Genomic DNA, 24,046 nt, shown 5'->3' with positions numbered 1-24,046 from the left:
CAAGCCTCTCGCAGATGAGTCGGCGGGTCTACTGTCATAACTGACAGCGAGACCGACCGTTCATCGGTTCTTTGATCTAAAACGCTGGAGCGGGAAGTGCGGTTTCCGGTGCAGGCGCCTTGAGTTGTTTGAGCTGGGCCTGGATCGTTGCCGACGCGCATTTGCCTGCGGCTTGTTGAGGCGTCAGATTGCGGATCGAGGTGTAGAACAGCTCGCAGGTTTTATCTTTCTGGGCCACTTGCCAGGTTTGCGTGCAACTTCTGAGCTCAATATCAGCATTGCTGTCAGTCTCGCGGCCCATGGCGGCCTGCCAGCACGCGGCGCTCAGGTCCTGTCCCATGACTTTCAGTCCCGCTGCATCGGCTTTGGCCTTGGCATCGGTGCCGGTGTAGTTTGCCGGGTCGGCGGCGTACCAAATGTAGCTCGGGTGGTTGGCACCCAGAACGGGTACTTTCAGCCCTTCGTTCGGGCTGATATTCACCAGGCCCAGTACATTCACTGTCGGCCCGTACTGCTGTTTGATCCAGTCACGCACCGGTGAACCAAACGCAACCATCGGCACGGCCTCGCCGCTGGCATTTCGGCTGAGGTTCTTGACCATGGTGGTCTGGTAGTCCTTGAAATAATCGTAGACACCTTCCAGGTCCTTGCCGGCGTTGGACGGCGCGGCAATCGGAGCGATGTCGATGATCGTCTGGTAGCTCGGCGTCTGCTCGGCCGGGACGCCATTGATCGTCAGTAATGAGGCCCAGCGATCCGTCGTGGCTGACTTGAGGTAATCCTGGGCCTGGGTCAATGAATAGTCGGGCGGGAAATGCAGCAGTTGGACGCTTCTGCGGTGTTCCAGGGCCATGCCCAGCGGCAGGAAAAAATACCAGTTATAGGCCCACTTGCCGTCGGCATTCAGTTTGCTGGCGCCGGTGTAAGCTAGATCGCCGGCGTCGAGTAGCGCCGTCAAGGGTTTTTGATAGTCGGCGGGTACGCCGCTGATGACAGTGAAGAGCTGACCATTATCGGTTTTGACCAGAACCTTCGCGGTGCCGTAGCCATCGCGCTGCACGCTTTGGGTCAGGTAATGCTCGACCGTTTGCTCGAGTGTCCAGTTGCGAAAGCAAATCACGTTGCAGTTGTTGGGATAAGCAAAAAGACGCGTGAGGCGTTCGGTGCTGCCCAGGTTCAGGGTCACATCGGCGTGGGCGGCGGCGCTCAGGGTGAGTGCCGCGAGAGTCAGTCCTGCGAGTTTGATCATGCTCAGATCCTTTTTAGCCTATGGGTCCGTTGGCGGGTACAGCATGCGGCTCATGACACCTCTCAAATGTGGGAGCTGCACCGCCTCCCACAAAAGTTCCAGCGGTCTACGGCATTACCGGCGGCGTATACGCCAGCGTCGTTCCCAGCGCCCAGAGCAACAGCAACACCAACGGCGTGTGCACCAGCAGTTGCACGAACGAAAATCCGATCAGGTCCCGCGCCTTCAGCCCGAGCACGCCCAGCAGCGGCAGCATGTAGAACGGGTTGATCAGGTTGGGCAGGGCTTCGGCGGCGTTGTAGATCTGCACGGCCCAACCCAGGTGGTAGTTCAGATCCGTGGCGACTTGCATCACATACGGCGCCTCGATGATCCACTTGCCGCCACCGGACGGAATGAAGAAGCCGAGGATCGCCGAGTACACGCCCATCAGCAGCGCATAGGTATCGTGGGAAGCGATGCTGACGAAGAAGGTCGAGATGTGATGGGCCAGGGTCTGGGCATCAGCGCCTTTGACCGTGGTCATCAACGCGGCGATCGAGCCGTACAGGGGGAACTGGATCAGCACGCCGGTGGTGGTCGGTACCGCACGGGCCACGGCGTCGAGGAAGCTGCGCGGGCGCCAGTGCAGCAGCGCACCGAGCATGATGAACAGGAAGTTGTAAGTGTTAAGGCCGGAGATCGCACTGATCGCCGGTTTGGTCGAAAACTCATGGAACAGCCATCCGGCGGCCAGCAGCACCAAAAGTATGATGAGCAGCGGACTGTGCTCCAGCCATTCGCCGGGACGGGTGCGTGGTTGCAGGGGCGGTAGATTGAAACTCGGGTCGACCCCGCAGGCTTTGGCGTCACGTGCCGAATTAGGGCCGGGGGCGGTCGCGTAGGCGATGATGATCGAGACGACGACCAGCGCCAGCAACATCACACCCGACTGCCAGAGAAAGATGGTCTGGGTGAAGGGAATGACCCCGGTGATCGACAGAATCGACGGCGGCAGACTGGCCGGGTTGGCCTGCAATTGCGCCGCGGACGATGACAAGCCCAAGGCCCACACCGCGCCAAGGCCCAGGTATGCTGCGGCTCCGGCGGCGCGATAGTCCATCTTCAGGTCGGTACGGCGGGCGAGGGCGCGCACCAGCAAGCCGCCGAACACCAGCGACAGGCCCCAGTTCAGCAGCGATGCAACCATGGAGATCAGCGCCACCCAGGCCACGGCGGAGCGGCCGTTTTTCGGGATTTTCGCCAGACGGTCGATCAGCTTGACTGCCGGTGGCGAGCTGGCGACCACATACCCGCCGATCACCACGAAAGCCATTTGCATGGTGAACGGGATCAGGCTCCAGAAACCGTCGCCGAACGCCATGGCCGCGTCGGTGGGTTTGGCGCCCATGGCCATGGTGGCGAGGGCGACGATAATCACGGCCAGCGCGGCAAACACCCAGGAATCGGGGAACCAGCGTTCGGCAAAACTTGAGCAGCGCAGGGCAAAGCGGGCGGAGCGGCTATCTTCGATATCAGCGGCCACGGGAGTACCTCGAATTATTATGTTTATTGTGGTCTTCGGGGCGGTAGCGGCCCGTTCGGACAGACATCGACATTAATTCACCCGAAAGTTTTGTGCGGGGCTGTTTTGCGACTATGCGACTTTAGTCTAGCGGGTTGTCCGCTGGCGCGTTTGCGTAGACCATGGGCGCCTTGGTTTTTGCCTGCACCAGAGTTCTTTTCATGACTGCCAACACCGATTCACCCCCGACGCCCTTCAACCGCTCGGACTACAAAACCTTGGGGCTTGCCGCCCTCGGCGGCGCGCTGGAAATCTACGATTTCATCATCTTCGTATTTTTCGCGCTGACCCTGAGCCAGTTGTTCTTCCCGCCGGAAATGCCTGAATGGCTGCGCTTGCTGCAAAGCTTCGGCATCTTCGTCACCGGCTATCTGGCACGTCCTCTGGGCGGGATCCTGATGGCACATTTCGCCGACCGTTTGGGCCGCAAAAGAGTCTTCAGCCTGAGCATCCTGATGATGGCGTTGCCCTGTCTGCTGATCGGAATCATGCCGACCTACGCGCAAATCGGCTATTTCGCCCCGCTGTTGCTGTTGCTCCTGAGAGTGTTTCAAGGGGCGGCCGTGGGCGGTGAAGTGCCGAGCGCCTGGGTGTTCGTCGCCGAGCATGCGCCTGCGGGCCATCGGGGCTATGCCCTGGGTTTTTTGCAGGCAGGACTGACCTTCGGTTATCTGCTCGGTGCCTTGACGGCCACCTTCCTGGCGCAGGCCTTCACCCCGGGCGAAATCCTCGATTACGCCTGGCGTTACCCGTTTCTGCTGGGCGGCGTGTTTGGTGTGATCGGCGTCTGGCTGCGCCGCTGGCTCAGTGAAACGCCGGTGTTCATGGCCATGCAGGGGCGGCGCGAGCAAACCGTGGAGCTGCCGCTGCGCAGTGTCCTGCGTGAACATCGCCTGGCCATGCTGCCGGCAATGATCCTCACCTGTGTGTTGACGTCGGCGGTGGTGGTGTTCGTGGTCATCACGCCAACCATGATGCAGAAAACCTTCGGCATGACCGCCAGTCACACCTTCGCCCTGAGCGCATTGGGCATTGTTTTTTTGAACATTGGCTGCGTGCTCGCCGGGTTACTGGTCGATCGCATCGGCGCCTGGCGCACGGTGATGTTGTATAGCCTGCTGCTGCCGTTGGGTATCGGCGTGCTTTACACCTGTCTGATCAGCGGCGGCGACTGGGTCGGTCTGGCCTACGCGGTGGCGGGGCTCGGTTGCGGAGTGGTCGGTGCGGTGCCCTCGGTGATGGTCAGCCTGTTCCCGGCGCGGATTCGTGTGTCGGGCATCTCGTTCACCTACAACATTGCCTACGCGGCCTGGGCCAGTATCACACCGCTGCTGTTGATCGGTCTGATGCCGTGGAGTCCGTGGATCTGTGTGATTTTCTGCGCTGTGATGGGGGCGGTGGGCGTAAGCAGCGCGGCATACTTCGGTACGCGGATGCCGAAAATCGCAAGTTGTTCGACCGTTGGCGCTGCGTGAATCAACAACACGATGGGGGTGCCTGAACTATTTTTGTAGGACAAAGCTGAAACACTCTTCAGAAAAGATCCGCAAGGCCGATGGTTAGGCTGTAAATCGCTTTCTACCCCAGTCCATCGGTGCATCCCCATGTTCAATAAACGCTTGAAGCAGGAGCTATCGGCTCTTCGCGAAGAACTCTCCAGCCTTCAGCAAGTGAAGGAAAGCCTGGAAAGCGAGATGCTTGTGTTGACCCTCGATACAGATGGGCGGGTCCAATCGGTCAATCAGAATTTCCTCAGCGAAATGCATTACAAGAGCGACGAGCTGATTGGCCGGCGCATCGAAGAAATCGTTCCCGAGCATGTGAGAAACGACGAATTCCAGTTGCGTTTCAAGGCTGCGATGAGCCGTGGCGAGCACTTTGCCGGCGCGGTGCGCCTGTTGCGGGGCACCGGCCAGGAAGCATGGTTGCGTTCGATCCTGCAGCCAGTGCGCTCGGCCAATGGCCAGATCAAGCATTTTTCGATTTTCTCCAGCGACCTGACCCGCACCATCGAGACCTCCCGTGAACACGAAAACCTGATCGGCGCGCTGATGCGTTCGACGGCGGTGATCGAGTTCGATCTCAATGGTAATGTGTTGACCGCCAACGACCGCTTTCTCAGCGGCATGGGTTACAGCCTGGCGCAGATCAAGGGCAAGCATCACCGCATGTTTTGCCTGCCGGAAGAGGCCAACAGTGCCGAGTATCAGGACTTCTGGCGTCGACTGAACGCGGGTGAGTATGTGGTTGATCGCTTCAAGCGCGTCGATAGCCATGGTCGTACGGTATGGCTGGAGGCCTCTTACAATCCGGTGGTCGATGCCAATAACAAACTTTACAAAGTGGTGAAGTTCGCCACGGTGGTCACCGATCAGGTCAATCAGGAGCAAGCCGTCGCCGAAGCAGCGAACATCGCCTACAGCACCTCGCAGCAAACCGATCAGAGCGCCCAGCGAGGCAGTACCGTGGTCAATCAGGCGGTGGAAGTGATGCGTGATCTGGCCAAGCACATGCAAACCGCAGGTGATGGCATTGAGGCGCTCAATGAGCAGTCGCTGGTGATTGGCACTATCGTCAAAACCATCAGCGGCATCGCCGAACAAACCAACCTGCTGGCGCTCAACGCGGCCATCGAAGCGGCACGCGCCGGTGAGCAGGGCCGCGGGTTTGCCGTGGTGGCGGATGAGGTCCGGCAACTGGCTTCGCGGACCAGCCAGGCCACCGACGAAATTGTTGTGGTGGTGCGACAGAACCAGGATATGGCGCGCAACGCCGTGGCCCTGGTCACCGACGGCAAGCTGCAGGCCGAGCACGGGCTGACGCTGGCGGCGGAAGCCGGCACGGTGATTGTCGAGATCCAGGACGGTGCGCAGAAAGTGGTGAATGCCGTGGGGCAGTTTGCCAATCAGTTGGCGACCTGATCCGTTAAAAGATCGCTGCTTTCGGGTTCACATCCGGTGTCGACGCGGAGCAGGCTCTGATCCTTACACCTGATCAAGCCAGCTCTCGCCAGATGTCGTTACAATCGGCTCTTTCCCCCAGGAGCAGACATCCATGAGCGTTTCTCACCGTCGTCCGGTCCCGTTGTCCAAAGCCTACCGTCTGCTCAATCATGGGCCCACCGTTCTGGTTAGCGCGGCCCATGACGGTCAGCGCAATATCATGGCGGCGGCCTGGGCCATGCCGCTGGATTTCGAACCGCCGAAAATCGCTGTGGTGCTGGACAAGTCCACCTGGACCCGACAGCTGCTGGAAGCCTCCGGGACCTTCGTACTGAACGTTCCTTGCGCAGCCCAGGCCGATATCGTCCAAACCGTTGGCTCGACGTCTGGCCTGGAGCTGACGCGGGAGCAAGGGCGCGACAAATTCCAGATCTATGACTTGCCGACGTTCGACGCCGAACTGATCGACGCGCCGATGCTCGAAGGCTGCGTTGCCTGGCTTGAATGCCGGCTGCTGCCGGAGCCCGACAATCATCAGCAGTACGATCTGTTTCTGGCGCAGGTGATTGCCGCTCAGGCCGACGAGCGCGTGTTCAGTGACGGACGTTGGCACTTTGAGGGCCAGGACGCGTTGCGCACCCTGCACCACGTCGCCGGTGGGCACTTTCTGACCATCGGCAACCCGGTGGATGGCAAAACCTTACAGCCCTGAGTGGGCTGCTACCCTAGCCATAAAGAGATTCACGAAGAGGTCAGGCAATGAGCAAGTTGCGGGTAGGGATTGTTTTCGGGGGCCGGTCGGCAGAGCACGAAGTGTCGTTGCAGTCGGCGAAAAACATCGTCGATGCGCTGGATCGTTCGCGCTTCGAACCGGTGTTGATCGGTATCGATAAACAAGGCCACTGGCACCTTAATGACCCGTCGAATTTCCTGCTGAATCAGGAAAACCCGGCGCTGATCGCCCTCAATCAGTCCAATCGCGAATTGGCCGTCGTGCCGGGCAAGGTCAGCCAGCAATTGGTTGAAACCTCCAGTCAGGAATTGTTGGGCCATGTCGATGTGATCTTCCCGATTGTCCACGGGACCCTCGGTGAAGACGGCTGCCTGCAAGGGCTGTTGCGCATGGCCGACCTGCCGTTTGTCGGCTCCGATGTGCTCGGTTCGGCGGTGTGCATGGACAAGGACATCAGCAAACGTCTGCTGCGCGATGCCGGGCTGGCGGTCACGCCCTTCGTGACCCTGACCCGAGCTACCGTGGCGCGCAACGGATTCGCCGAGGTGGCGGACAAGCTCGGTTTGCCGTTGTTCGTCAAACCGGCAAACCAGGGCTCTTCCGTGGGGGTGAGCAAAGTCAACGACGAAGCCGAATACACCGCGGCCGTCGAGCTGGCATTGAGTTTCGATGCCAAAGTGCTGGTCGAGTCTGCCGTCAGTGGTCGCGAGATCGAATGCGCGGTGCTCGGTAACGAAGACGCCATCGCCAGCGGTTGTGGCGAAATCGTGGTGCACAGCGGGTTTTATTCCTACGACAGCAAGTACATCGATGACAAGGCCGCTGAAGTGGTGGTGCCGGCCAGCATCAGTCACGAGGCCAGCGAACGTATTCGTGCCATGGCCGTCGAAGCGTTCCACGTCCTGGGCTGTTCCGGGCTGGCGCGGGTCGATGTGTTTCTGACCGACAGCGGTGAAGTGCTGATCAACGAAATCAATTCGCTGCCCGGATTCACCCGCATCAGCATGTACCCGAAACTGTGGCAGGCCGCTGGCATGACCTACAGTGAACTGGTCACGCGGTTGATCGAACTGGCGCTGGAGAAACACCGGAGTCGGCAGGCACTGAAAATCAGTCGATAAGCCGGCGTGACGGCGGTGATCAAGGGTTCGCCTGTCATTCCGGGTGTGGCCAGCCTGATCTCAAGTTGCAAACAAGGGCCCAGCTCTCGGTAGGCCCTTTCTCATCTGTGCGCAAGGCTCAATCCCCCAGCGCTTCTCCCTCACGCCGTGGGTCGGCTCCACCGGTCAGCGATACTTTGCCCTGTGCATCCCAGGCCCGAACAATCGCCTGGGTGCCGCTGGTCATGTCGATTTCATTCACCTCGTGCCCTTTGGCTTTCAACGCCTGAATCAACGCCGGGCTGAACTGCCCGCGTTCCAGCTCGGTGGGGCCATTGCGGCTGCCGAAGTTGGGCAGGTTGATGGCTTGCTGCGCATCGAGGTTCCAGTCGAGCAGGCCGATGGTGGACTTGGCGACGTATTCGATGATTTGAGAACCACCGGGTGAGCCGATGGTGGCGAGGAATTCACCGCTCTGGCGGTCGAAGATCAAGGTCGGGGCCATGGACGAGCGTGGGCGCTTGCCGGGTTCGACACGGTTGGCGACTTTTTGTCCGTTCTCTTCGGGGATGAACGAGAAGTCTGTCATCTCATTGTTGAGCAGGAATCCTTGAACCATCAGGTGCGAACCAAAGGCAGACTCGATGGTGGTGGTCATGGACACAGCGCCGCCTTCGTCGTCGACGGCGACCACCTGAGAGGTGGAGATGCGCAACGGCGACCGGTCCGGCGCGTAGGCAACCTGAATGCCTGGAGGCGTGCCCGGTTCAGCCGTGCCCATGCTGCGCTCACCGATCAGGGCGGCGCGGCTGGCCAGATAACCCGGGTCTACCAGGCCCTTGACCGGAACCGGCACGAAGTCCGTATCCGCCACGTACTGCGCGCGATCGGCATAGGTCAGGCGCTCGGCTTCGGAAATCAGGTGCACGGCTTGCGGGTCGGGTTCAATCCCCGCCGGCGCGTTGGTTTTTAGCGGTTTCAACGGCGCCAGGGCGTAGTGTTTGTCGCGTGCCTCCAAGGCTTGCAGCGTACCGAGGATCTGCGCCACGGCGATGCCGCCCGACGACGGTGGCGGCATGCCGCAGACCTGCCAGCGCTGATAGTCGGTGCACAGTGGCGCACGCTCCTTGGCGGTATAGCCCTTGAGGTCGTTCAGTGACAGGCTGCCGGGGTTGGCGTGGCCCTGAACCTTTCTCACGATCTCCTGCGCGACGACACCCCGGTACAGCGCATCCGGCCCTTCGTTGGCGATGCGTTGCAGTACGGCGGCCAATGCCGGGTTTTTCAGGCGGGTGCCAATGGCTTTCGGGCTGCCATCGGCATTCAGGAAGTAGGCCACCATGTCGGGCGAACTGCGCAGCGACGAATCCGACGCGATCAACTGGTGCAGGCGTGGCGAAATGGCGAAGCCATGCTCCGCCAGTTTGATCGCCGGTTCGAACAGCTGCGCCCAAGGCAAGCGACCGTGTTTTTCGTGGGCCAGTTCAAGAGCGCGCAACACGCCTGGCGTCCCCACGGAGCGACCGCCAATCTGCGCCCGGGTGAAAGGCATGGGAGTACCATCGGCTTGCAGGAAAAGCCTTTCCGTGGCGCCGGCCGGTGCCGTTTCTCGTCCGTCATAAGTGCGCACGTTTTTGCCGTCCCACAGCATGATCAACGCGCCACCGCCAATGCCGGAAGATTGCGGCTCGACCAGCGTCAATACCGCTTGCATCGCAATTGCTGCATCGATGGCCGAACCGCCAAGACGCAGCATCTCCCGCCCGGCCTCGGCCGCCAGCGGGTTGGCGGCCGCTGCCATGTGCCTGGAGGCGTGCCGGGCTTGCAGGTCGGTGCGATAACCGGACGCGCTTTCCGGCGCGACGGGCAGCGTCGAGACCGATGGCGCGTTGCAGGCGGTCAGGGCTAAAGCCGCAGTGATCAGCGGCAACGCTGACAGGCGCATGCGCCTCAAGTGGAAGGCTGAGAACACGCGGGGCACTCCGTCCGTGGGATAAAGGGTTGGTGGACTTTATCGGCCACCACCCGGTGACGCAAACGTGTCCCACGGCCAGGACGCTTTTATCCTTCATCATTGGATGGATTTTCTGTAGGGTCGATGCCACCACGCAGGCCAGAAGATCAACAAGAGGCAGACATGCAGACCGAGTTCCCGTCCCAGCCAAGCTACCGCTCCCAGCGTGAACAATTCCTCGCGGCGGCCACCACGGCCGGGGCGACGCTGACCGAGTATCCACACCCGCTCACAGGCCCCTTCGGCGAGGCCTTGGGTACCGATGTAGCGGTCCTCGGCGATCCCGGCGCCAAGCGTCTGCTGATCGCGCTCAGCGGCACCCATGGGGTCGAAGGCTTCTATGGCTCGGGGTGTCAGATCAAGTGGCTGCAGGAGCTCGGCAAGCGTTCGCTGCCGGCCGATGTCGCTGTGGTGATGATCCATCTGATCAACCCCTGGGGGACGGCGTGGCTGCGTCGGGTCAACGAAGACAACATCGACCTGAACCGCAATCACCTGAACTTCGAACGACCGCTGCCGGATAACCAGGCGTATGAGGGGTTGCACGAAATCTACGCCTGCACCCAGTTGCAAGGTCCCGAGCGTGAGCGCACGGACGCCTTGCTGGATGCGCAGATTCGCGAACACGGCTGGCCGGCGGTCATGTCGATTGTCGAAGGCGGGCAGCATGCGCATCCCGATGGGTTGTTCTATGGCGGGCTCGCGCCGAGCTGGTCGAATCGCACGTTGCACCAGATCATCCAGAAGCATGTCGCCCATGCCGATGTCGCCATGTGTTTCGACTTGCACACCGGTGCCGGCGAATACGGTCATCCGATGCTGCTGACGATTACCGAAGCAGCCTATCCGGCGCTGGCCGATGCGCAGGCGCTTTATGGTCCGTGGCTCTACACCCTGCACACCGGTGCCGACACCCTGAGTGAAACCGGTGTGGCGGCCACCGCGACTGGCTACACCTCGCAGGCATTGATCAATGCCCTGCCGCAGGTGCGGTTGATGCCATTCGTCATTGAGTGCGGAACGTATCCGGGGCCGCAGGTGCATCGTCATCTGCGGGACGATCACTGGCTTCATCTGCACGGCAATCCCGCCGATGCGGTGGGGCGGCAGATCAAATTGAATCTGCTGGAGCAGTTCTATCCGGCCGACAACGACTGGCAGGCGATGGTGTGGCTGCGCACCTGGCAGATATGGGAGCGGGCGTTGTCGGCGTTGGCGACGGTTCGAGTCTGAGGCCGCTGTTTTATGTAGGAGCGAGCCTGCTCGCGATGAATCCAAAGACGCTGCGGGGTATCAGGCTCGCCGCGTCATCGTTGACGACCATCGCGAGCAAGCTCGCTCCTACGGCAGGCATAAAAAGCAGGCATAAAAAAACGGCTTACCTTGCGGTAAGCCGTTTTTAGTACTTGGTGGCTACACAGGGACTTGAACCCCGGACCCCAGCATTATGAATGCTATGCTCTAACCAACTGAGCTATGTAGCCAAGTGGCGCGCATTATTCACCGGTAACGGGGATGCGTCAAGCATAAATCTAAAATATTTCTCTACGCTTTCAACCGCTTATCCTCCTGACCCGAAAAAACGGGTCAGGGGAGGGCATCATTTGAGCTGAAATCTGCCGGTATTGGCGCTCAAAGCCTTGCTGCCCTGGCTCAAGGTGTCTGCCGCAAGGTTCACGGCCCGAGCGCCTTCGAGCAAGCGGACCGCCGCCTGATCGACTTGCTGGATGTTGCCGCTGACTTCATCGGCGGTGCTCGCTTGCTCATCGACCGCCGTGGCGATCTGCGCCAGGGTGTCGGTGACCCCCTGAACGGCGCTGGCAATTTCCCCCAATCGTTCGCCGAGGCGGGTGACGGCTTGCGCATCGGTCTGAGCTTGCCCGCAAGCCGCTTCCATGAGACTGACGGCTTCGTTCACGGTGCTGCGCAGGCTGTCGACGGTGCCGGCGATTTGCGCAGTCGAAGACTGGGTGCGCTGCGACAGGCTGCGCACTTCATCGGCCACCACGGCGAAACCGCGTCCCTGTTCGCCGGCGCGAGCCGCTTCGATGGCGGCATTGAGCGCCAGCAGGTTGGTCTGTTCGGCGACGCCGCGAATGGTATCGACCACCAGTTGAATCTGTTGCCCCTGCTCACTGACCCGCCCCAGCGCCGCCGCCGTGTCATTCAGGCGTTGATTGAGTTGTTGGATGCTGGCCGTCGTGCGTTGGCTGTCACGGCTGCTGTCGGCGGCGATACGCTGAGTTTGCTGGGCACTGCCGGACGCTCGTTCGCAGCTGTTGGAGACCCCTTGGGAGGTCGCGGCCAGTTGTGTCGCCGCCGCCGCAATCTGGCTGATTTGCAGTTGCTGGGTTTCGACCTCGCCCAAGGCGTCGGCGGAGTGATGGTTGAGGGTTTGCACGGCGTTGCTCAGTTGCAGGGTTTCGTGATCGACCCCCAGCAGGCTGGCGCGCAACTGCACCACCGCAACGTTGAGGGCGGTGCTGATGGCTGCCAGTTCGTCGCGGCCGTGCACTGGCACTTGCAAGCTCAGGTTGCCATCGCGCAAGGCCTCGGCCAGCAAGGTGATACCGCTGGCGCTGCGACGGATCGACGCCTGCAAACAGATAAACAGGTACAGCGCTGCCAGCAGCAGGCAGCCCAATATGCTCGCCGCCACAATGAACTGGCGTATGGCCGAACCCTGGTAGTCATCCAGGCGATGATCCAGTGAAACCAACGATTGCTGGCGCAATGCGGCGAGGTCGGAAAGCAGCGCATCGAGGCTGCGTTCGAAGTCTTCGGGCTTGAGGGTGATGCTGCCACCGAACACACCGTCGTCCAGGACTTTCAGGCCGGCGTCGAGATGCTTGAGGCTGTCATGGTATTGCCCGGTCCAGGCTTGCAGGGCGCTGGGCAGCCGCGCTTCAAGTAAACCTGCCGTCTTGACCAGTTGTTCCCGGGCATCGCCAATGCGGCTGCGCAAGTCGCGCAGTTGCAGGCGACTTTGCAGCGTGAATTGCCCGGACACCACCGAGGCCTGACCGACACTGGCCAGGCGGCCGACGCGTTCGATCAGGTCGGGCGCGTGCTGGGTGGAGATCTGCGTCAGCAGGTAGGTTTCCAGCCAGGGGGCCAGCGTCAGGCGATTATCCATGGCGATCTGTTCGCGCAAGGCTTGCAGGGCGCTCAGGGCGTTGGTGAAGCGATCATAGCCATCCGGCCACCATCCGACACTGCTCAGGCTCTTCGAGTCCAGGCCGTTGAGGGCATTTTGCAGCGCTTGAAAACGGGTCAGGGTTTCGCCTTCCGCGCCCTCCTTTTGCAGGGCGCTGTTCAGTGCTGAGGTGGCTTGGGCGACAGCAGGCTGGACCGCGTCGAATGCGGCCATGGCGCTGAGGGTTGCCGGCGTTGGCTGGCGATTGGTTTCGGTGGCGCGCCAGCGAGCGGCACGGTCACGCTGGGCCTCCAGCAAGTTATCGAGCGCATCGAGGGCGAGTAACTGGCGAACCCCGGCCCGTTCGCCGGAGATCAGGTTCAGTTTGTCTCGGTAGTCCAGACCAATCATCCATAGACTGCCGGCCAGCGGCAGGATAAACAGCAGAAACAACAGCTGAAATTTGCGTGCGAAGCCAAAGCGCCCCAGCAGCCTGATCCCCGGTGATAAAAAAGCCTGCATGCCCCATGACTCCTTCGGACACCACGCGCCATCGGCGTGTATCGAGGTCTTTGCGACCGCGACCTGTGTCCCCGTAAACGGCCTCGAAAGTTCACCTTTGCCAGCTGTGTAAGCCAACTCTGTGGTGAAACTTCCCATTCTCGGTCCCCTTTGTAAGGGGCCGCGTTGAAGCGCAAGAGCGAGGCAAGATTCAGACCATGGCGTTGGGCTATCACCGTCTTTCCGATGAATATAAAAGTCGTTAGCAGGCTAAGGGGATGGCGCTGTCGCACCGAAAAATGGCACATTGACGCACCTGCCTGTGCGCACTTACTTGTTGTCCGGAAATTCTCATGGCTATCAGCAATGTTCAGTCCGCCGCTGCATCGGCGCCTGCTCCTTCACAAAGCAGTCCTCTGGTCATGCGAGTCATCGGCGCAGTCGCGCTGGCGCACCTGATCAATGACCTGATCCAGTCGGTATTGCCGTCGATTTATCCAATGCTCAAGGCCAATTACGGCCTGACGTTCACCCAGGTCGGCTTGATCACCCTGACGTTTCAACTGACCGCTTCGCTATTGCAGCCTTGGGTCGGTTATCACACCGATCGCCATCCCAAGCCATGGCTATTGCCCGCCGGCACTGTCTGCACCCTGGTCGGGATTCTGATGATGTCGGTGGTCGGCAGCTTTCCGTTGATTCTGCTGGCGGCGGGGCTGATCGGTATCGGTTCCTCGACCTTTCACCCGGAGGCTTCGCGCGTGGCGCGACTGGCCTCGGGCGGGCGGTTCGGGCTGGCGCAATCGACCTTTCAGGTCGGCGGCAACGCAGGCTCGGCCTTCGGTCCCTTGCTGGCGGCAGCGATCATCATTCCCTATGGCCAGGGGCACGTGGCCTGGTTCGGTCTGTTCGCCGTGTTTGCGCTGTTCGTGCTCTACCGGATCAGCCGCTGGTACGCCAATCACTTGAGTCTGTTCAAGCTCAAACAGGGTCAGGCCGCGACGCATGGCTTGTCCAGGGGCAGGGTAATCAGTGCGTTGGTGGTGCTGGGTCTGCTGGTGTTCTCCAAGTATTTCTACATGGCCAGTTTCACCAGTTACTTCACCTTCTACCTGATCGAAAAGTTCGATCTGTCGGTGGCCAGCTCGCAACTGCACCTGTTCCTGTTTCTCGGTGCGGTCGCGGCGGGGACCTTCTTCGGTGGGCCGATCGGCGACAAGATCGGGCGCAAGGCGGTGATCTGGGTTTCGATCCTGGGTGTCGCGCCGTTCACCCTGGTTTTGCCGCACGTCGATCTGTTCTGGACCAGCATTCTCAGCGTGGTCATCGGTTTCATTCTGGCTTCGGCGTTCTCGGCCATCGTGGTATACGCCCAGGAACTGGTCCCGGGTAATGTCGGGATGATTGCCGGGGTGTTCTTCGGTCTGATGTTCGGGTTTGGTGGTATTGGTGCGGCATTACTGGGCCATCTGGCGGATATTCGCGGTATCGAATACGTGTATTGGCTGTGTTCGTTCCTGCCGCTATTGGGTGTCCTGGCGATTTTTTTGCCGCGAACCAAAAAGGCCTGATACAACCTGATCCGCCGGGCAAACAGGTCGGTATTTCATGTCCAGTCGTGAAACAGGTTTACACCGGTTTCATCCTGACGCCCGATGCGGTGCATCGGGCGTCGTGCATTTCAAGGGCTGTTGCGTTGCGCTCGACAGGCCGCACTCGCCAGGGTGGCAACGTTCAACACACGTCTATTCGCTGGACGGGAGCTCACCATAGCTTCCATGTGTAATCGACGTTTACCCGTAGCTCATTGTCATCCCTGTGACTGGCCCGCGCGGCGAAATCATTGCGGTACCACGCGTTGCGCACGCGCAGAGCCAGGCCTTTGAGGGGGGTGCCCTGCAGCACGTAGTTGACCTCGATATCCTTCTCACTCTCTTTCAGATTGGAGCCTCCCAGCTTGGGCAGCTCGATATTGTCGCCACTCACATAGCGCAGCATGCCGTTGAGCCCGGGCAAGCCAATGGCTATGAAGTTGTAGTCATAGCGCACCTGCCAGCTGCGCTCCTTGGGGTTAAGAAACTCGGAGCTCAGCGTGCCTTCGGTGATGACTAACGGCTCGGTGCCGAACAGGTAGGGCATTGCGGTCTTGCCGGTCAGTTGCATGTAGCCGGCACCGAATTTGTGGGCACCCAAGGCATAGGTCAGCATCAGTGCCGCATTGCGGTTGTCCACGGGGCCCGCCTTGGCCGCGCCGTCCTCGCCAGTGACGAACAGGCGGAAGTCGCTTTTCAGGCTGCCGGGGCCGATCGGACGATTGTCGACGAAGCCGAAGAAGTCCTTGCGGTAAAGGTCAGCCAGTTCGGCGTGGTAGTACTTCAACGTCAGTTGCGGCGACCAGGCATAGTCGCCGCCGAGGAAGGTAAAACGGTCGGATTCGGCAGCGCCATTGAAGCGGCCGTTAGGCGAGGCTACCGACATTTTCTGGTAGTTGGTGGAATCGCGCAGGTTGATGCGATCGAGCCAGCCGGCATGCAGGGTCAGGTTGTCGATTTCCTGGGACTTGAGGTACGTGCCTCGGAAGGTCTGCGGCAGCAAGCGGGTAGGGCTGGCAAAGGCGATAGGCAGAAACGTGCTGATGGTACCCAGTTGCAACTCACTCTTCGACGCCCGGGCCTTGGCAGTCAGGCCCAGCTCCGAATATTCGCTGGCCGGCTCGCGGGTGGTGGGGTCGTACGGCAGCAGGCCGGTCCCGGTACGGTCAGGCGATGAGTCCAGGCGCACCCCCAGCAATCCCTGGGCGTCCAGGCCGAAGCCGACAGGCCCTTCGGTATAACCCGACCGCATGTTGAGAATGAAGCCCTGCGCCCACTCGCGAGCAGCCGCCTGAGGCGTGGCGTTGATGTAATTGCGATCGAAGTAATAGTTGCGCATCACCAGATCGGCATGGCTGTCGTCGACAAAACCGGCGGCGCAAGCCTGGCCAATGGACAAAACGCAGGTGCAGGCGCTGAAGGCCCGAAGAAAATTCCTGAGCATGGCAGTGTTCACTTTTATTGTTGTAGGGATAACGCCCCGCGCCATCGAGGCGCGGGGGGAAGAGAGCGGATGAGTCAGTCAGCGGGGGAGCGGTTGCGGCGTACTGACAGGTAAAACACCGCCAGCGCCGCCATGACGATGCCCGGTGCCGAGGCCATCATCACGCCGGTAGTGCCAGTGCCCAGTGCCAGCATTTTGCCGGCCACCAGCGGGCCGCTCATCGCGCCCAGCCGGCCGATGGCGACGGCGCTGCCGACACCCGTGGCGCGAATTGACGGACGATAGAAATGCGGTGCCAAGGCATACAGCACACATTGCCCGCCCGTGGCGAAGAAACCGGCGACGAAGCCGGCCACCAGCATGCTTTGCAATTGACTGACCATGCCCAGGGCGGTCAGGGACGCGAGAATGCCGAGGTAAATCAACGCCGACAATGCCCAGGCCGGCAGACGATCCATGACCCAGCCCAGCAACAACGTGCCTGCCGCCGCGCCAAATTGCAGCGCCAGCATCACCCAGCTTGCTTGAACCCCACTGAAGCCCTGGCCGATCAACAGGCTCGGCAGCCAGTTGATCAGGATGTAAACCACCATGAGCGTAAAGAAATAGCTGACCCAGATCATCACGGTCGGCAATGCCGCGCCGTTGCGGAACAGGCCGCTGACCACGCCGACCGGAGCGGCGTCGCGGACGCTGCGAAACGCCGCTGATTCCGGCAGATAAAGTCCCAGCAGTGGCACGATCAGCAACGGCACGACGCCGCCGACGTAGAACACCACTTGCCAGCCACCGGCCAGTTGGGCAATGCCAATGCTTGCAGCCAGCGCTGCGCCCAGGGGCACGCCGCAATACATCAGGCTCACGGCCGTGCCACGCAGGCGCGGGCCAGCCACTTCACTGCTCAGCGCGATCAGGTTAGGCAATGCGGCGCCCAGGCCGACGCCCGTGAGGCAGCGGGCAACCAATAGGCTGTTGAAGTCCCAGGCCATGGTCGTGACCAGCGAGAACAGTCCGAACAGGGCGACCGACGCCATCAGCACACGTTTACGGCCAATGCGATCGGCCAGCAAACCGCCGAGAAATGCACCGGGCAGCAGGCCGAAAATGCCCGCGCTGAAGACCCAGCCCATGTGTAATTTATCCAGTTGGAAAGCCGCCGCCATACCTTGGGCGGCGATCCCCGAGGCCTGCAGGTCCAGGCCTTCCATCAGGGCAACGAGGAAACACAGACCGATGGTCCGTGCCATGTATAACGGTGTCAGGGCGTTAAGCGATGTCATGGGAAATACCCGTTTTATTGTTGTAATGGGCAAAGCAAGCCCTTCCGGCCGCTGCGTGGGCGGCCAGTCGGGGTTGAAGCAGGGTTCAGCGCTTGAGCAAATCCAGCGCCACGTCGACGATCATGTCTTCCTGGCCTCCGACCATCCGGCGCTTGCCCAGCTCGACGAGGATGTCGAGGGTCTTGAGGCCGTACTTCGCCGCGGCGATTTCGGCGTGGCGCAGGAAGCTCGAATAGACCCCGGCATAACCCAGGGCCAGGGTTTCGCGGTCGACCCGCACCGGCCGATCCTGCAACGGGCGCACGATGTCGTCCGCGGCGTCCATCAGCGTGTACAGGTCGGTGCCGTGGTTCCAGCCCAGGCGCTCGGCGGCGGCGATGAACACTTCCAGCGGCGCGTTGCCGGCCCCCGCCCCCATGCCGGCAAGACTGGCGTCGATGCGGTCGCAGCCTTCCTCGACGGCCGTGATCGAGTTGGCCACGCCGAGCGACAGGTTGTGGTGCGCGTGCATGCCGGTTTCGGTTTCCGGTTTGAGCACGGCTTTAAAGGCACGGAAGCGATCACGGATGTCCTGCATGTTCATCGCGCCGCCCGAGTCGGCCATGTACACGCAGGTCGCGCCGTAGCTTTCCATCAACTTGGCCTGGGCGGCGAGCTGCTCGGCCGGGATCATGTGGCTCATCATCAGGAAACCGACGGTGTCCATGCCCAGCTCGCGGGCGTATTCGATGTGCTGTTTCGACACGTCGGCTTCGGTGCAATGGGTGGCGATGCGCACCACTCGGGCTCCGGCGTTGTAGGCCGCCTTCAGGTCATGCACCGTGCCGATGCCAGGCAGCAGCAACGTCGTGATTTTCGCGTGACTGATCACATCGGCCGCCGCTTCGATCCATTCCAGATCGGTGTGCGCGGCGAAGCCATAGTTGAAGCTCGACCCTTGCAGGCCATCGCCGTGGGCGACTTCGATCGAGTCGACTTTCGCCTTGTCCAGGGCGCGCGCAATGTCCTGCACGTTTTGCAGGGAATACTGATGACGCACCGCATGGCTGCCGTCGCGCAGGGTCACGTCGGAGATGTAGATTTTCTTACCGTTCATGTCGCTCTCCTCAGGCCTGTTGCATCGACTGCGCCATGCGCTCGGCGGTGGCCAAGGCAGCGGAGGTCATGATGTCGAGATTACCGGCGTAGGCCGGCAGGTAATGGGCGGCGCCTTCGACTTCGAGGAACACCGAGGTCTTCAGGCCGGAGAATGTTCCGAGGCCGGGGATGTTCAACGGTGCGTCGTCGGGAATCACGTCGAACTGCACTTTTTGCTTGAGGCGATAACCCGGCACGTAGGCCTGCACGGCGGCCGCCATTTCGACGATGGACGCTTCGACCAGTGCCTGATCCGCTGCTTCGGACAACACGAACACCGTGTCGCGCATGATCAGCGGCGGCTCGGCCGGGTTCATCACGATGATCGCCTTGCCCTTGGCCGCGCCGCCGATGACTTCGATGGCCTTGGAGGTGGTTTCGGTGAATTCGTCGATGTTGGCGCGGGTGCCGGGACCGGCGGATTTGCTGGCGATCGAGGCGACGATTTCGGCGTAATGCACCTTGGCCACCCGCGACACCGCCGCGACCATCGGGATGGTCGCCTGGCCGCCGCAGGTGACCATGTTGACGTTGAGCTGATCCAGATTCTGCTCCAGATTGACCACCGGCACGCAGTACGGGCCGATGGCGGCGGGCGTCAGGTCAATCAGGCGAATGCCGGGGTTGATCGAGCGCAGGAACGCGTCGTTCTTCACGTGGGCACCGGCCGAGGTGGCATCGAAGACGAAGTCGATGTCCTTGAACACGTCCATGCGGGTCAGGCCTTCGACGCCTTCGTGGGTGGTGGCCACGCCCATGCGCTGGGCGCGGGCCAAACCGTCGGAGGCCGGGTCGATGCCGACCATCACCGCCATTTCCAGGTGCTTGGCGTTACGCAGGATCTTGATCATCAGGTCGGTGCCGATGTTGCCGGAGCCGATGATGGCGACTTTGAGTTTGTTCATTATTGTTGCCTCATGTGCACGCAAGTCGCCGATCACTCGGCGCGACTGTCTACCGAGAAATTCACACCGACCCGGCCGATGCCTTCGATCTCGGCCTCGAACCGATCACCGGCGGCTACTGCGACCATCGGCCCCAGCGCACCGGTGAGAATGATGTCGCCCGCCCGTAGCGGATCGTCCAGGCGAGCCATGGTGCAGGCCAGCCAGACGGCCGCATTGAGCGGATGGCCGAGGCATTCGGCACCGCTGCCGCTGGACACGTCTTCACCATTGCGGGTCATGCGCATGCTGGCCTGGCGCAGGTCGAGCCCATCGATACGTCGAGCCGGCCCACCCAGGACGAAGCAGCCGCTGGAGGCGTTGTCAGCCACGGTATCGACGAAGCGGATGTTCCAGCCCTGGACCCGACTGCCGACGATTTCCAGCGCCGGGACGACCCAGCCTGTGGCCGCCATCACGTCGGCAAAGGTGGTGTCGGCGCGGGGCAGATCGTGTTCGAGGATCAGGGCGATTTCAGCCTCGATCTTTGGTTGCAGCACGCGGCCCACTGGCACGGTTTCATTGTCGCCGTAGCACATGTCAGCGAAGAGCGTACCGAAGTCTGGCTGGCCCACGCCCAGCTGGGCCTGGACCTTGGGATTGGTCAGGCCGATCTTGCGGCCAACCACGCGGCGCCCGTTGGCCACGCCGTGGTCGACGTTGAGGCGCTGGATGGCATACGCGGCTTCGGCGTTGTCTTCACCGATCTGCTCGCGCAGCGGCCCGATGGCTTCGCCATGGGCTTCGGCCTGGCGCAGATCAGCGGCGAGTTGTTGCAGTGTGTCTTGAGTCAGATTCATTTCAGCCTCGATGATCAGTGGGTCAGGAAGTCCAGGACCATACGGTTGAACTTCTCGGCGTGTTCCCACTGCGCCCAGTGGCCGCAACGGTTGAATACATGCAACTGCGCCTTGGGCAGGCCGGCCAGCAGGCGCAAGCCAGTGTCCATGGGCACGAAGCGGTCCTCGCGGCCCCAGACAAGCAGAGTGTCGGCGCTGATTTCGTGCAGGCGGTGGCTGAAATCCGGAAATTGCTTGGGGTTGATCGTGCTGCTCTTGACGAAGTTTTCCAGGTGATCGCGGCGCGACAGAATGTTGTCCAGGCGGGTCTGGAACAGTTCGTCGGTCAGGCCGCTGGCATCGAAAACGAAGACGTTCATCATCTTCTTCAAGTTCTCGATGGTCGGATCGCGGTACAGCGCGCCGATCAGTTTGATGCCTTCGGTGGGCTGGGGAACGAAGGCGCTCGGGCCGCCGGTGCCGCCGCCCATCAGGATCAGTTTGCCGATCCGCTCAGGGTATTCCAGGGCGAAGGCCACGGTGCTGTGGGCGCCCATCGAGTTGCCGATGATGTGCACGCGGTCCAGGTCCAGCACATCGAGCAGGCCCTTGAGCGCTTGTGCATTGAGGTTCGAGCGCGAGCCTTCACTGATGATCGTGTCGCTTTTGCTCCAGCCCGGGCAGTCCATCAGGATCACGCGGAAACCGGCATTCACCAGCGGCTCGATATTGCGATTGAAGTTGGCCCAGCCGCTGGCGCCCGGCCCGGAGCCGTGCAGCATGACCACGGTTTCGGCACCTTCGCCAAGGTCGTTGTAGTGCAGTTGCAGGTCCAGGTCGCCTTCCTTGATACGGGCAAAGCGGCTGGTGGAAGCTTCACTGAATGCAGTGGCTGTCATGGCAGTGTTCCTTGAATTCATTAGTGATTGTTCAGCGGCTGTGCGCCAAGGGCACCGAAGCCTGCAATCCACTCGGGAATCGGGCGGTAGTAGCGGCCTTCGGTCTGATAGGGGCCGAAAGCACTGAGGGCGCAGAAGGCGGCGACCCAGGTTTTCACTTCGTGGGTAGACTTGCCGGCCAGCGCCGACAATTCGTCATTGCTCAGGCTGTCGAGGTCGCTCATACGGCCCTGTTCGAGGGTGTCGAGAAACTGCTGATCCCACGTCGGGTTCAGGGGGTGCAGGCTGTGCGGGTCTTCGACGAAGTCTCGGGCGGCTTGAATGACCCGGTTCTGGCGTGCCTGTCGTTCATCGGCGGGTAGCTGACGCCCGCTGCCCATCAGACGGTCAGCCATACGCGCATCGACCTTGGCCAGTTCCGGTACCGGTGGCTGATGGGACAGGCCGCCGGAGGCCAGAAACAGCACGCGCTTATTCAACGACTTCGCCCATTGGCCAATCGCCTCACCCAGCATTCGGGCGCGATTGAAGCCAGGCAGGGGCACGGCCACGGAGTTGATAAACACCGGAATCACCGGACAGCCCTGCAAGCCGCCGAGCAACAGTTCCAGCGGCTGCGCGAAGGCATGGTCGACCTGCATGCGATAAGACACCGCAGCGTCGACACCGGCATCCAGCACAGCCTTGGCGCAAGATTCAGCCAGCGCTTTAGGCACGTCCAGGGGGCCGGCGGCGGTGTCGAAATCACCGATGGCGTCGGCCGCCATGCCGATGCAAAAGGCCGGCATCACGTCGTAGAAAAAGCCGTTGTAATGGTCCGGTCCGAACAACACCACCAGCTGCGGGTCGAAGCGGGCGATGCGTTCGCGAGCATCGCTGATCACGGCATCGACTTCGGCCAACACGTGCGGTTCAGGATCGACGTAGCCCACCAATGGCGTGTGAGACAAACAATGCAGATAGGCGCTCATCTCAAGCGACCTTGCTGACAACAGCGTTCGCAGCGGTTTGTGGCAGGACTTTGAGCGCCCGGGCCAATTCATCGCAGGCCTGGCCAACGGTTTGGGGGATGGCCACTCCGGCGACGAAGCGGTCGGGGCGTACCAGGGCGATGGACGAATTGCCGCGAGCGAACCATTCTCTCAACCGGCCGCTGCTGTCACCCACGCGGATCACGTCGTCGCCGGCATCGCTCGGAGCTCTGAGCTGGACGTCCGGCAACACTTGAATAAAGCGCGTGCCCAGGTTTTTCCATTGCGTAATTTGCGCTGCCGTCAGGCCCCAGGTCGGATCGCAGCCCCAGGCGATAATCGCAAAGTTTTCGCCGATCACTTCATCCAGCAACACCGTGGTGCCGGCGTCGGTCAACACCTGCGGTTGAATGAACATCTTGCCTGTTGGCGAGCCCTTTTCACTCGGCACGATCAAGGCGCCCCGGGTGTATTGCGGCATTGGTTTGAAGCGCATTTCCAGGAAGTAACGTTTGACCGGCGGCACGTAATTGAGCAGCCAGGACACACCATCGCGCAGGGTGCCTTGCCAGCGTTTCGGCGGCGCCAGCACATGGCCGGCGAGCACCGAAAGGTCGATCATCGCCTTGGCATGGTCGCGGCGTTCCTGTTCGTAGCTGTCGAGCAGGCTGTCGGCGGCCAGGCCCTTGATCACCAGCGACAGTTTCCACGCCAGGTTGGACGCGTCGCGCATGCCGCTGTTGTAACCCTGGCCTTGCCATACCGGCATGATGTGCGCGGCATCGCCGGCCAGCAGCACCCGGCCCTGACGGAACCGACCGGCCAGACGAGCGTTATGGGTATAGACGCGGCTGCGGATCAGTTCGATGTTGTCCGGGTTCGGCAGCACCTTGCCCAGCAGCTTGCGCATGTTTTCCGGTTTGCTCAGCTCGGCTTCGGTTTCACCGGGCATGACCATGAACTCGAAACGACGCACGCCATGGGGCAGGGCGGCGGAAACGTAAGGGCGCACCGGGTCGCAGCACAGATAAACGTGGGGTGTGCTCAACGGGTCATTGGCAATGTCGACGACGATCCATTGATTCGGCGCGGTCTTGCCTTCGAAGCTGATGTCCAGGCTGCGCCGCACCAGGCTGTTACCGCCGTCGCAACCGATCAGGTAACGGGCATTCAGGCGTTCGTTGCGGCCGTTCTGATCCGTGAGGTTGAGCACCACCGCGCTGTCGCTTTGCTCAAAACTGCTGAGCTCACGGCTGAACAGTACCTTGACGTTGTTGAAACGCTGCAGGCCTTCGAACAGTACCCGGTCGGCCAAGGGTTGAATGAACGCGTTGCGCCGAGACCAGCCGAACTCGTCGGTTTTAGGTTGAATATCGGCAAAGCAGCGACCCTTGGGCGTCAGGAAACGCATGGCGTGCCAGGGCGTGGTATGCGGCAGCACCTTGTCGGCCAGACTGACGGACTGGAAAGAACGCAGGCTTTCATCGTCCAGGCCGATGGCACGGGGGTAGTCGATCAGGCTGTCGAGCTTTTCCACCAATGTGACGTTCACGCCACATTGCCCCAGGTAATTGGCAATCATCAGGCCGACAGGGCCGGCGCCGACGATGGCAACGTCGGTGCTCAGCTCCACCGTGGAAGGAGTGGGTGCAAGACTCATGGGTATCTCCGTACAGCGCTTTTGGATTTCTTGTTGGGCGCAGTATGGAAATCAGGTAGCTGGTGGACAACGAAAACCCTTGCTAGTGTGCACCAGGTGCA

Annotated in this window: 18 protein-coding genes, 1 tRNA gene and 1 pseudogene; 7 read left to right on the top strand and 13 right to left on the bottom strand. The window is 61.2% G+C overall.

What is annotated here, in order from left to right; all coding sequences use genetic code 11:
- Window positions 1–76: 76 nt before the first annotated feature.
- Both GQ39_RS20515 and GQ39_RS20510 read right to left on the bottom strand, forming a co-directional pair.
- Entirely contained in the window at window positions 77–1,249 is a 1,173-nt protein-coding gene (locus GQ39_RS20515; RefSeq protein WP_047533230.1) for a hypothetical protein, read from the bottom strand.
- Window positions 1,250–1,355: 106 nt separating this feature from the next.
- Window positions 1,356–2,774, bottom strand: a complete 1,419-nt coding sequence (locus GQ39_RS20510) for a short-chain fatty acid transporter (RefSeq protein WP_047533227.1) — start codon at window positions 2,772–2,774, stop codon at window positions 1,356–1,358.
- 200 nt (window positions 2,775–2,974) lie between these two features.
- On the opposite strand from GQ39_RS20510, the gene GQ39_RS20505 reads away from it, so the two are divergent.
- From GQ39_RS20505 to ddlA, 5 genes and pseudogenes are all read left to right on the top strand, one after another.
- Window positions 2,975–4,288, top strand: a complete 1,314-nt coding sequence (locus GQ39_RS20505) for an MFS transporter (RefSeq protein ID WP_047533225.1) — start codon at window positions 2,975–2,977, stop codon at window positions 4,286–4,288.
- Between the two features lie 129 nt (window positions 4,289–4,417).
- Window positions 4,418–5,146: pseudogene (locus GQ39_RS33835) on the top strand (PAS domain-containing protein); the annotation flags it as partial.
- Window positions 5,126–5,734, top strand: a complete 609-nt coding sequence (locus tag GQ39_RS33830) for a methyl-accepting chemotaxis protein (RefSeq protein ID WP_404943289.1) — start codon at window positions 5,126–5,128, stop codon at window positions 5,732–5,734. The pseudogene GQ39_RS33835 and the gene GQ39_RS33830, both read left to right, overlap by 21 nt.
- Before the next feature lie 133 nt (window positions 5,735–5,867).
- A complete protein-coding gene (locus GQ39_RS20495) occupies window positions 5,868–6,467 on the top strand; it encodes a flavin reductase family protein (protein ID WP_047533219.1) in 600 nt (199 codons plus the stop codon).
- 47 nt (window positions 6,468–6,514) lie between these two features.
- Window positions 6,515–7,609, top strand: a complete 1,095-nt coding sequence (ddlA, locus tag GQ39_RS20490) for a D-alanine--D-alanine ligase (RefSeq protein ID WP_047533216.1) — start codon at window positions 6,515–6,517, stop codon at window positions 7,607–7,609.
- 118 nt (window positions 7,610–7,727) lie between these two features.
- On the opposite strand, the gene ggt is transcribed toward ddlA, so the two are convergent.
- Window positions 7,728–9,560, bottom strand: a complete 1,833-nt coding sequence (gene ggt / locus GQ39_RS20485) for a gamma-glutamyltransferase (protein ID WP_047533213.1) — start codon at window positions 9,558–9,560, stop codon at window positions 7,728–7,730.
- A gap of 165 nt (window positions 9,561–9,725) precedes the next feature.
- Here ggt and GQ39_RS20480 point away from each other — a divergent pair, with 165 nt between their 5' ends.
- On the top strand, window positions 9,726–10,835 hold the full coding sequence (locus GQ39_RS20480; protein ID WP_047533210.1) for a DUF2817 domain-containing protein: 1,110 nt from the start codon (window positions 9,726–9,728) through the stop codon (window positions 10,833–10,835).
- Window positions 10,836–11,009: 174 nt separating this feature from the next.
- Here GQ39_RS20480 and GQ39_RS20475 read toward each other — a convergent pair.
- Window positions 11,010–11,086, bottom strand: a tRNA-Met gene (locus GQ39_RS20475).
- Window positions 11,087–11,202: 116 nt separating this feature from the next.
- Complete coding sequence (locus GQ39_RS20470) at window positions 11,203–13,260, bottom strand: methyl-accepting chemotaxis protein (protein WP_047533206.1); 2,058 nt, start codon at window positions 13,258–13,260, stop codon at window positions 11,203–11,205.
- A 332-nt stretch (window positions 13,261–13,592) separates the two neighbouring features.
- On the opposite strand from GQ39_RS20470, the gene GQ39_RS20465 reads away from it, so the two are divergent.
- On the top strand, window positions 13,593–14,810 hold the full coding sequence (locus GQ39_RS20465) for an MFS transporter (protein ID WP_047533203.1): 1,218 nt from the start codon (window positions 13,593–13,595) through the stop codon (window positions 14,808–14,810).
- Between the two features lie 193 nt (window positions 14,811–15,003).
- Here the strand turns inward: GQ39_RS20465 and GQ39_RS20460 are convergent, their stop codons facing one another.
- From GQ39_RS20460 to GQ39_RS20425, 8 genes are all read right to left on the bottom strand, one after another.
- On the bottom strand, window positions 15,004–16,275 hold the full coding sequence (locus tag GQ39_RS20460; RefSeq protein WP_047533200.1) for an OprD family porin: 1,272 nt from the start codon (window positions 16,273–16,275) through the stop codon (window positions 15,004–15,006).
- 74 nt (window positions 16,276–16,349) lie between these two features.
- Window positions 16,350–17,555 (bottom strand): 3-(3-hydroxy-phenyl)propionate transporter MhpT, encoded by a 1,206-nt coding sequence (gene mhpT, locus GQ39_RS20455; protein ID WP_047533197.1) that lies wholly within the window; start codon window positions 17,553–17,555, stop codon window positions 16,350–16,352.
- Window positions 17,556–17,640: 85 nt separating this feature from the next.
- Window positions 17,641–18,651, bottom strand: a complete 1,011-nt coding sequence (gene dmpG / locus GQ39_RS20450; protein WP_047528997.1) for a 4-hydroxy-2-oxovalerate aldolase — start codon at window positions 18,649–18,651, stop codon at window positions 17,641–17,643.
- 10 nt (window positions 18,652–18,661) lie between these two features.
- Window positions 18,662–19,597, bottom strand: a complete 936-nt coding sequence (locus tag GQ39_RS20445) for an acetaldehyde dehydrogenase (acetylating) (RefSeq protein WP_167361793.1) — start codon at window positions 19,595–19,597, stop codon at window positions 18,662–18,664.
- A gap of 32 nt (window positions 19,598–19,629) precedes the next feature.
- The gene (gene mhpD / locus GQ39_RS20440; RefSeq protein WP_047533195.1) at window positions 19,630–20,436 is read right to left on the bottom strand and encodes a 2-keto-4-pentenoate hydratase; all 807 of its coding nucleotides are present in this window, start codon (window positions 20,434–20,436) and stop codon (window positions 19,630–19,632) included.
- Window positions 20,437–20,450: 14 nt separating this feature from the next.
- The gene (locus tag GQ39_RS20435; protein ID WP_047533193.1) at window positions 20,451–21,314 is read right to left on the bottom strand and encodes an alpha/beta fold hydrolase; all 864 of its coding nucleotides are present in this window, start codon (window positions 21,312–21,314) and stop codon (window positions 20,451–20,453) included.
- Window positions 21,315–21,334: 20 nt separating this feature from the next.
- On the bottom strand, window positions 21,335–22,285 hold the full coding sequence (gene mhpB / locus GQ39_RS20430) for a 3-carboxyethylcatechol 2,3-dioxygenase (protein WP_047533191.1): 951 nt from the start codon (window positions 22,283–22,285) through the stop codon (window positions 21,335–21,337).
- 1 nt (window position 22,286) lies between these two features.
- Window positions 22,287–23,945 carry a bifunctional 3-(3-hydroxy-phenyl)propionate/3-hydroxycinnamic acid hydroxylase gene (locus tag GQ39_RS20425; RefSeq protein ID WP_047533189.1) on the bottom strand — a complete coding sequence of 553 codons (1,659 nt, stop codon included), beginning with the start codon at window positions 23,943–23,945 and terminating at the stop codon, window positions 22,287–22,289.
- Window positions 23,946–24,046: the final 101 nt, after the last annotated feature.

This window comes from Pseudomonas sp. 11/12A (genome assembly GCF_000800055.1).
Taxonomy (GTDB): Bacteria; Pseudomonadota; Gammaproteobacteria; order Pseudomonadales; family Pseudomonadaceae; genus Aquipseudomonas; species Aquipseudomonas mohnii.
The sequence above is the reverse complement of the archived record's forward strand: the minus strand, read 5'-3'. Positions and strand labels throughout refer to the sequence as shown.

What these genes read in the sequence shown, in the direction of transcription:
- GQ39_RS20470 (WP_047533206.1), bottom strand. Translation starts at nt 13,260, where the DNA reads ATGCAGGCTTTTTTATCACCGGGGATCAGGCTGCTGGGGCGCTTTGGC.
- mhpB (WP_047533191.1), bottom strand. Translation starts at nt 22,285, where the DNA reads ATGAGCGCCTATCTGCATTGTTTGTCTCACACGCCATTGGTGGGCTAC.
- GQ39_RS20515 (WP_047533230.1), bottom strand. Translation starts at nt 1,249, where the DNA reads ATGATCAAACTCGCAGGACTGACTCTCGCGGCACTCACCCTGAGCGCC.
- mhpT (WP_047533197.1), bottom strand. Translation starts at nt 17,555, where the DNA reads ATGACATCGCTTAACGCCCTGACACCGTTATACATGGCACGGACCATC.
- GQ39_RS20435 (WP_047533193.1), bottom strand. Translation starts at nt 21,314, where the DNA reads ATGACAGCCACTGCATTCAGTGAAGCTTCCACCAGCCGCTTTGCCCGT.
- dmpG (WP_047528997.1), bottom strand. Translation starts at nt 18,651, where the DNA reads ATGAACGGTAAGAAAATCTACATCTCCGACGTGACCCTGCGCGACGGC.
- mhpD (WP_047533195.1), bottom strand. Translation starts at nt 20,436, where the DNA reads ATGAATCTGACTCAAGACACACTGCAACAACTCGCCGCTGATCTGCGC.
- GQ39_RS20425 (WP_047533189.1), bottom strand. Translation starts at nt 23,945, where the DNA reads ATGAGTCTTGCACCCACTCCTTCCACGGTGGAGCTGAGCACCGACGTT.
- GQ39_RS20465 (WP_047533203.1), top strand. Translation starts at nt 13,593, where the DNA reads ATGGCTATCAGCAATGTTCAGTCCGCCGCTGCATCGGCGCCTGCTCCT.
- GQ39_RS20460 (WP_047533200.1), bottom strand. Translation starts at nt 16,275, where the DNA reads ATGCTCAGGAATTTTCTTCGGGCCTTCAGCGCCTGCACCTGCGTTTTG.
- ddlA (WP_047533216.1), top strand. Translation starts at nt 6,515, where the DNA reads ATGAGCAAGTTGCGGGTAGGGATTGTTTTCGGGGGCCGGTCGGCAGAG.
- GQ39_RS20445 (WP_167361793.1), bottom strand. Translation starts at nt 19,597, where the DNA reads ATGAACAAACTCAAAGTCGCCATCATCGGCTCCGGCAACATCGGCACC.
- GQ39_RS20505 (WP_047533225.1), top strand. Translation starts at nt 2,975, where the DNA reads ATGACTGCCAACACCGATTCACCCCCGACGCCCTTCAACCGCTCGGAC.
- GQ39_RS20495 (WP_047533219.1), top strand. Translation starts at nt 5,868, where the DNA reads ATGAGCGTTTCTCACCGTCGTCCGGTCCCGTTGTCCAAAGCCTACCGT.
- GQ39_RS20480 (WP_047533210.1), top strand. Translation starts at nt 9,726, where the DNA reads ATGCAGACCGAGTTCCCGTCCCAGCCAAGCTACCGCTCCCAGCGTGAA.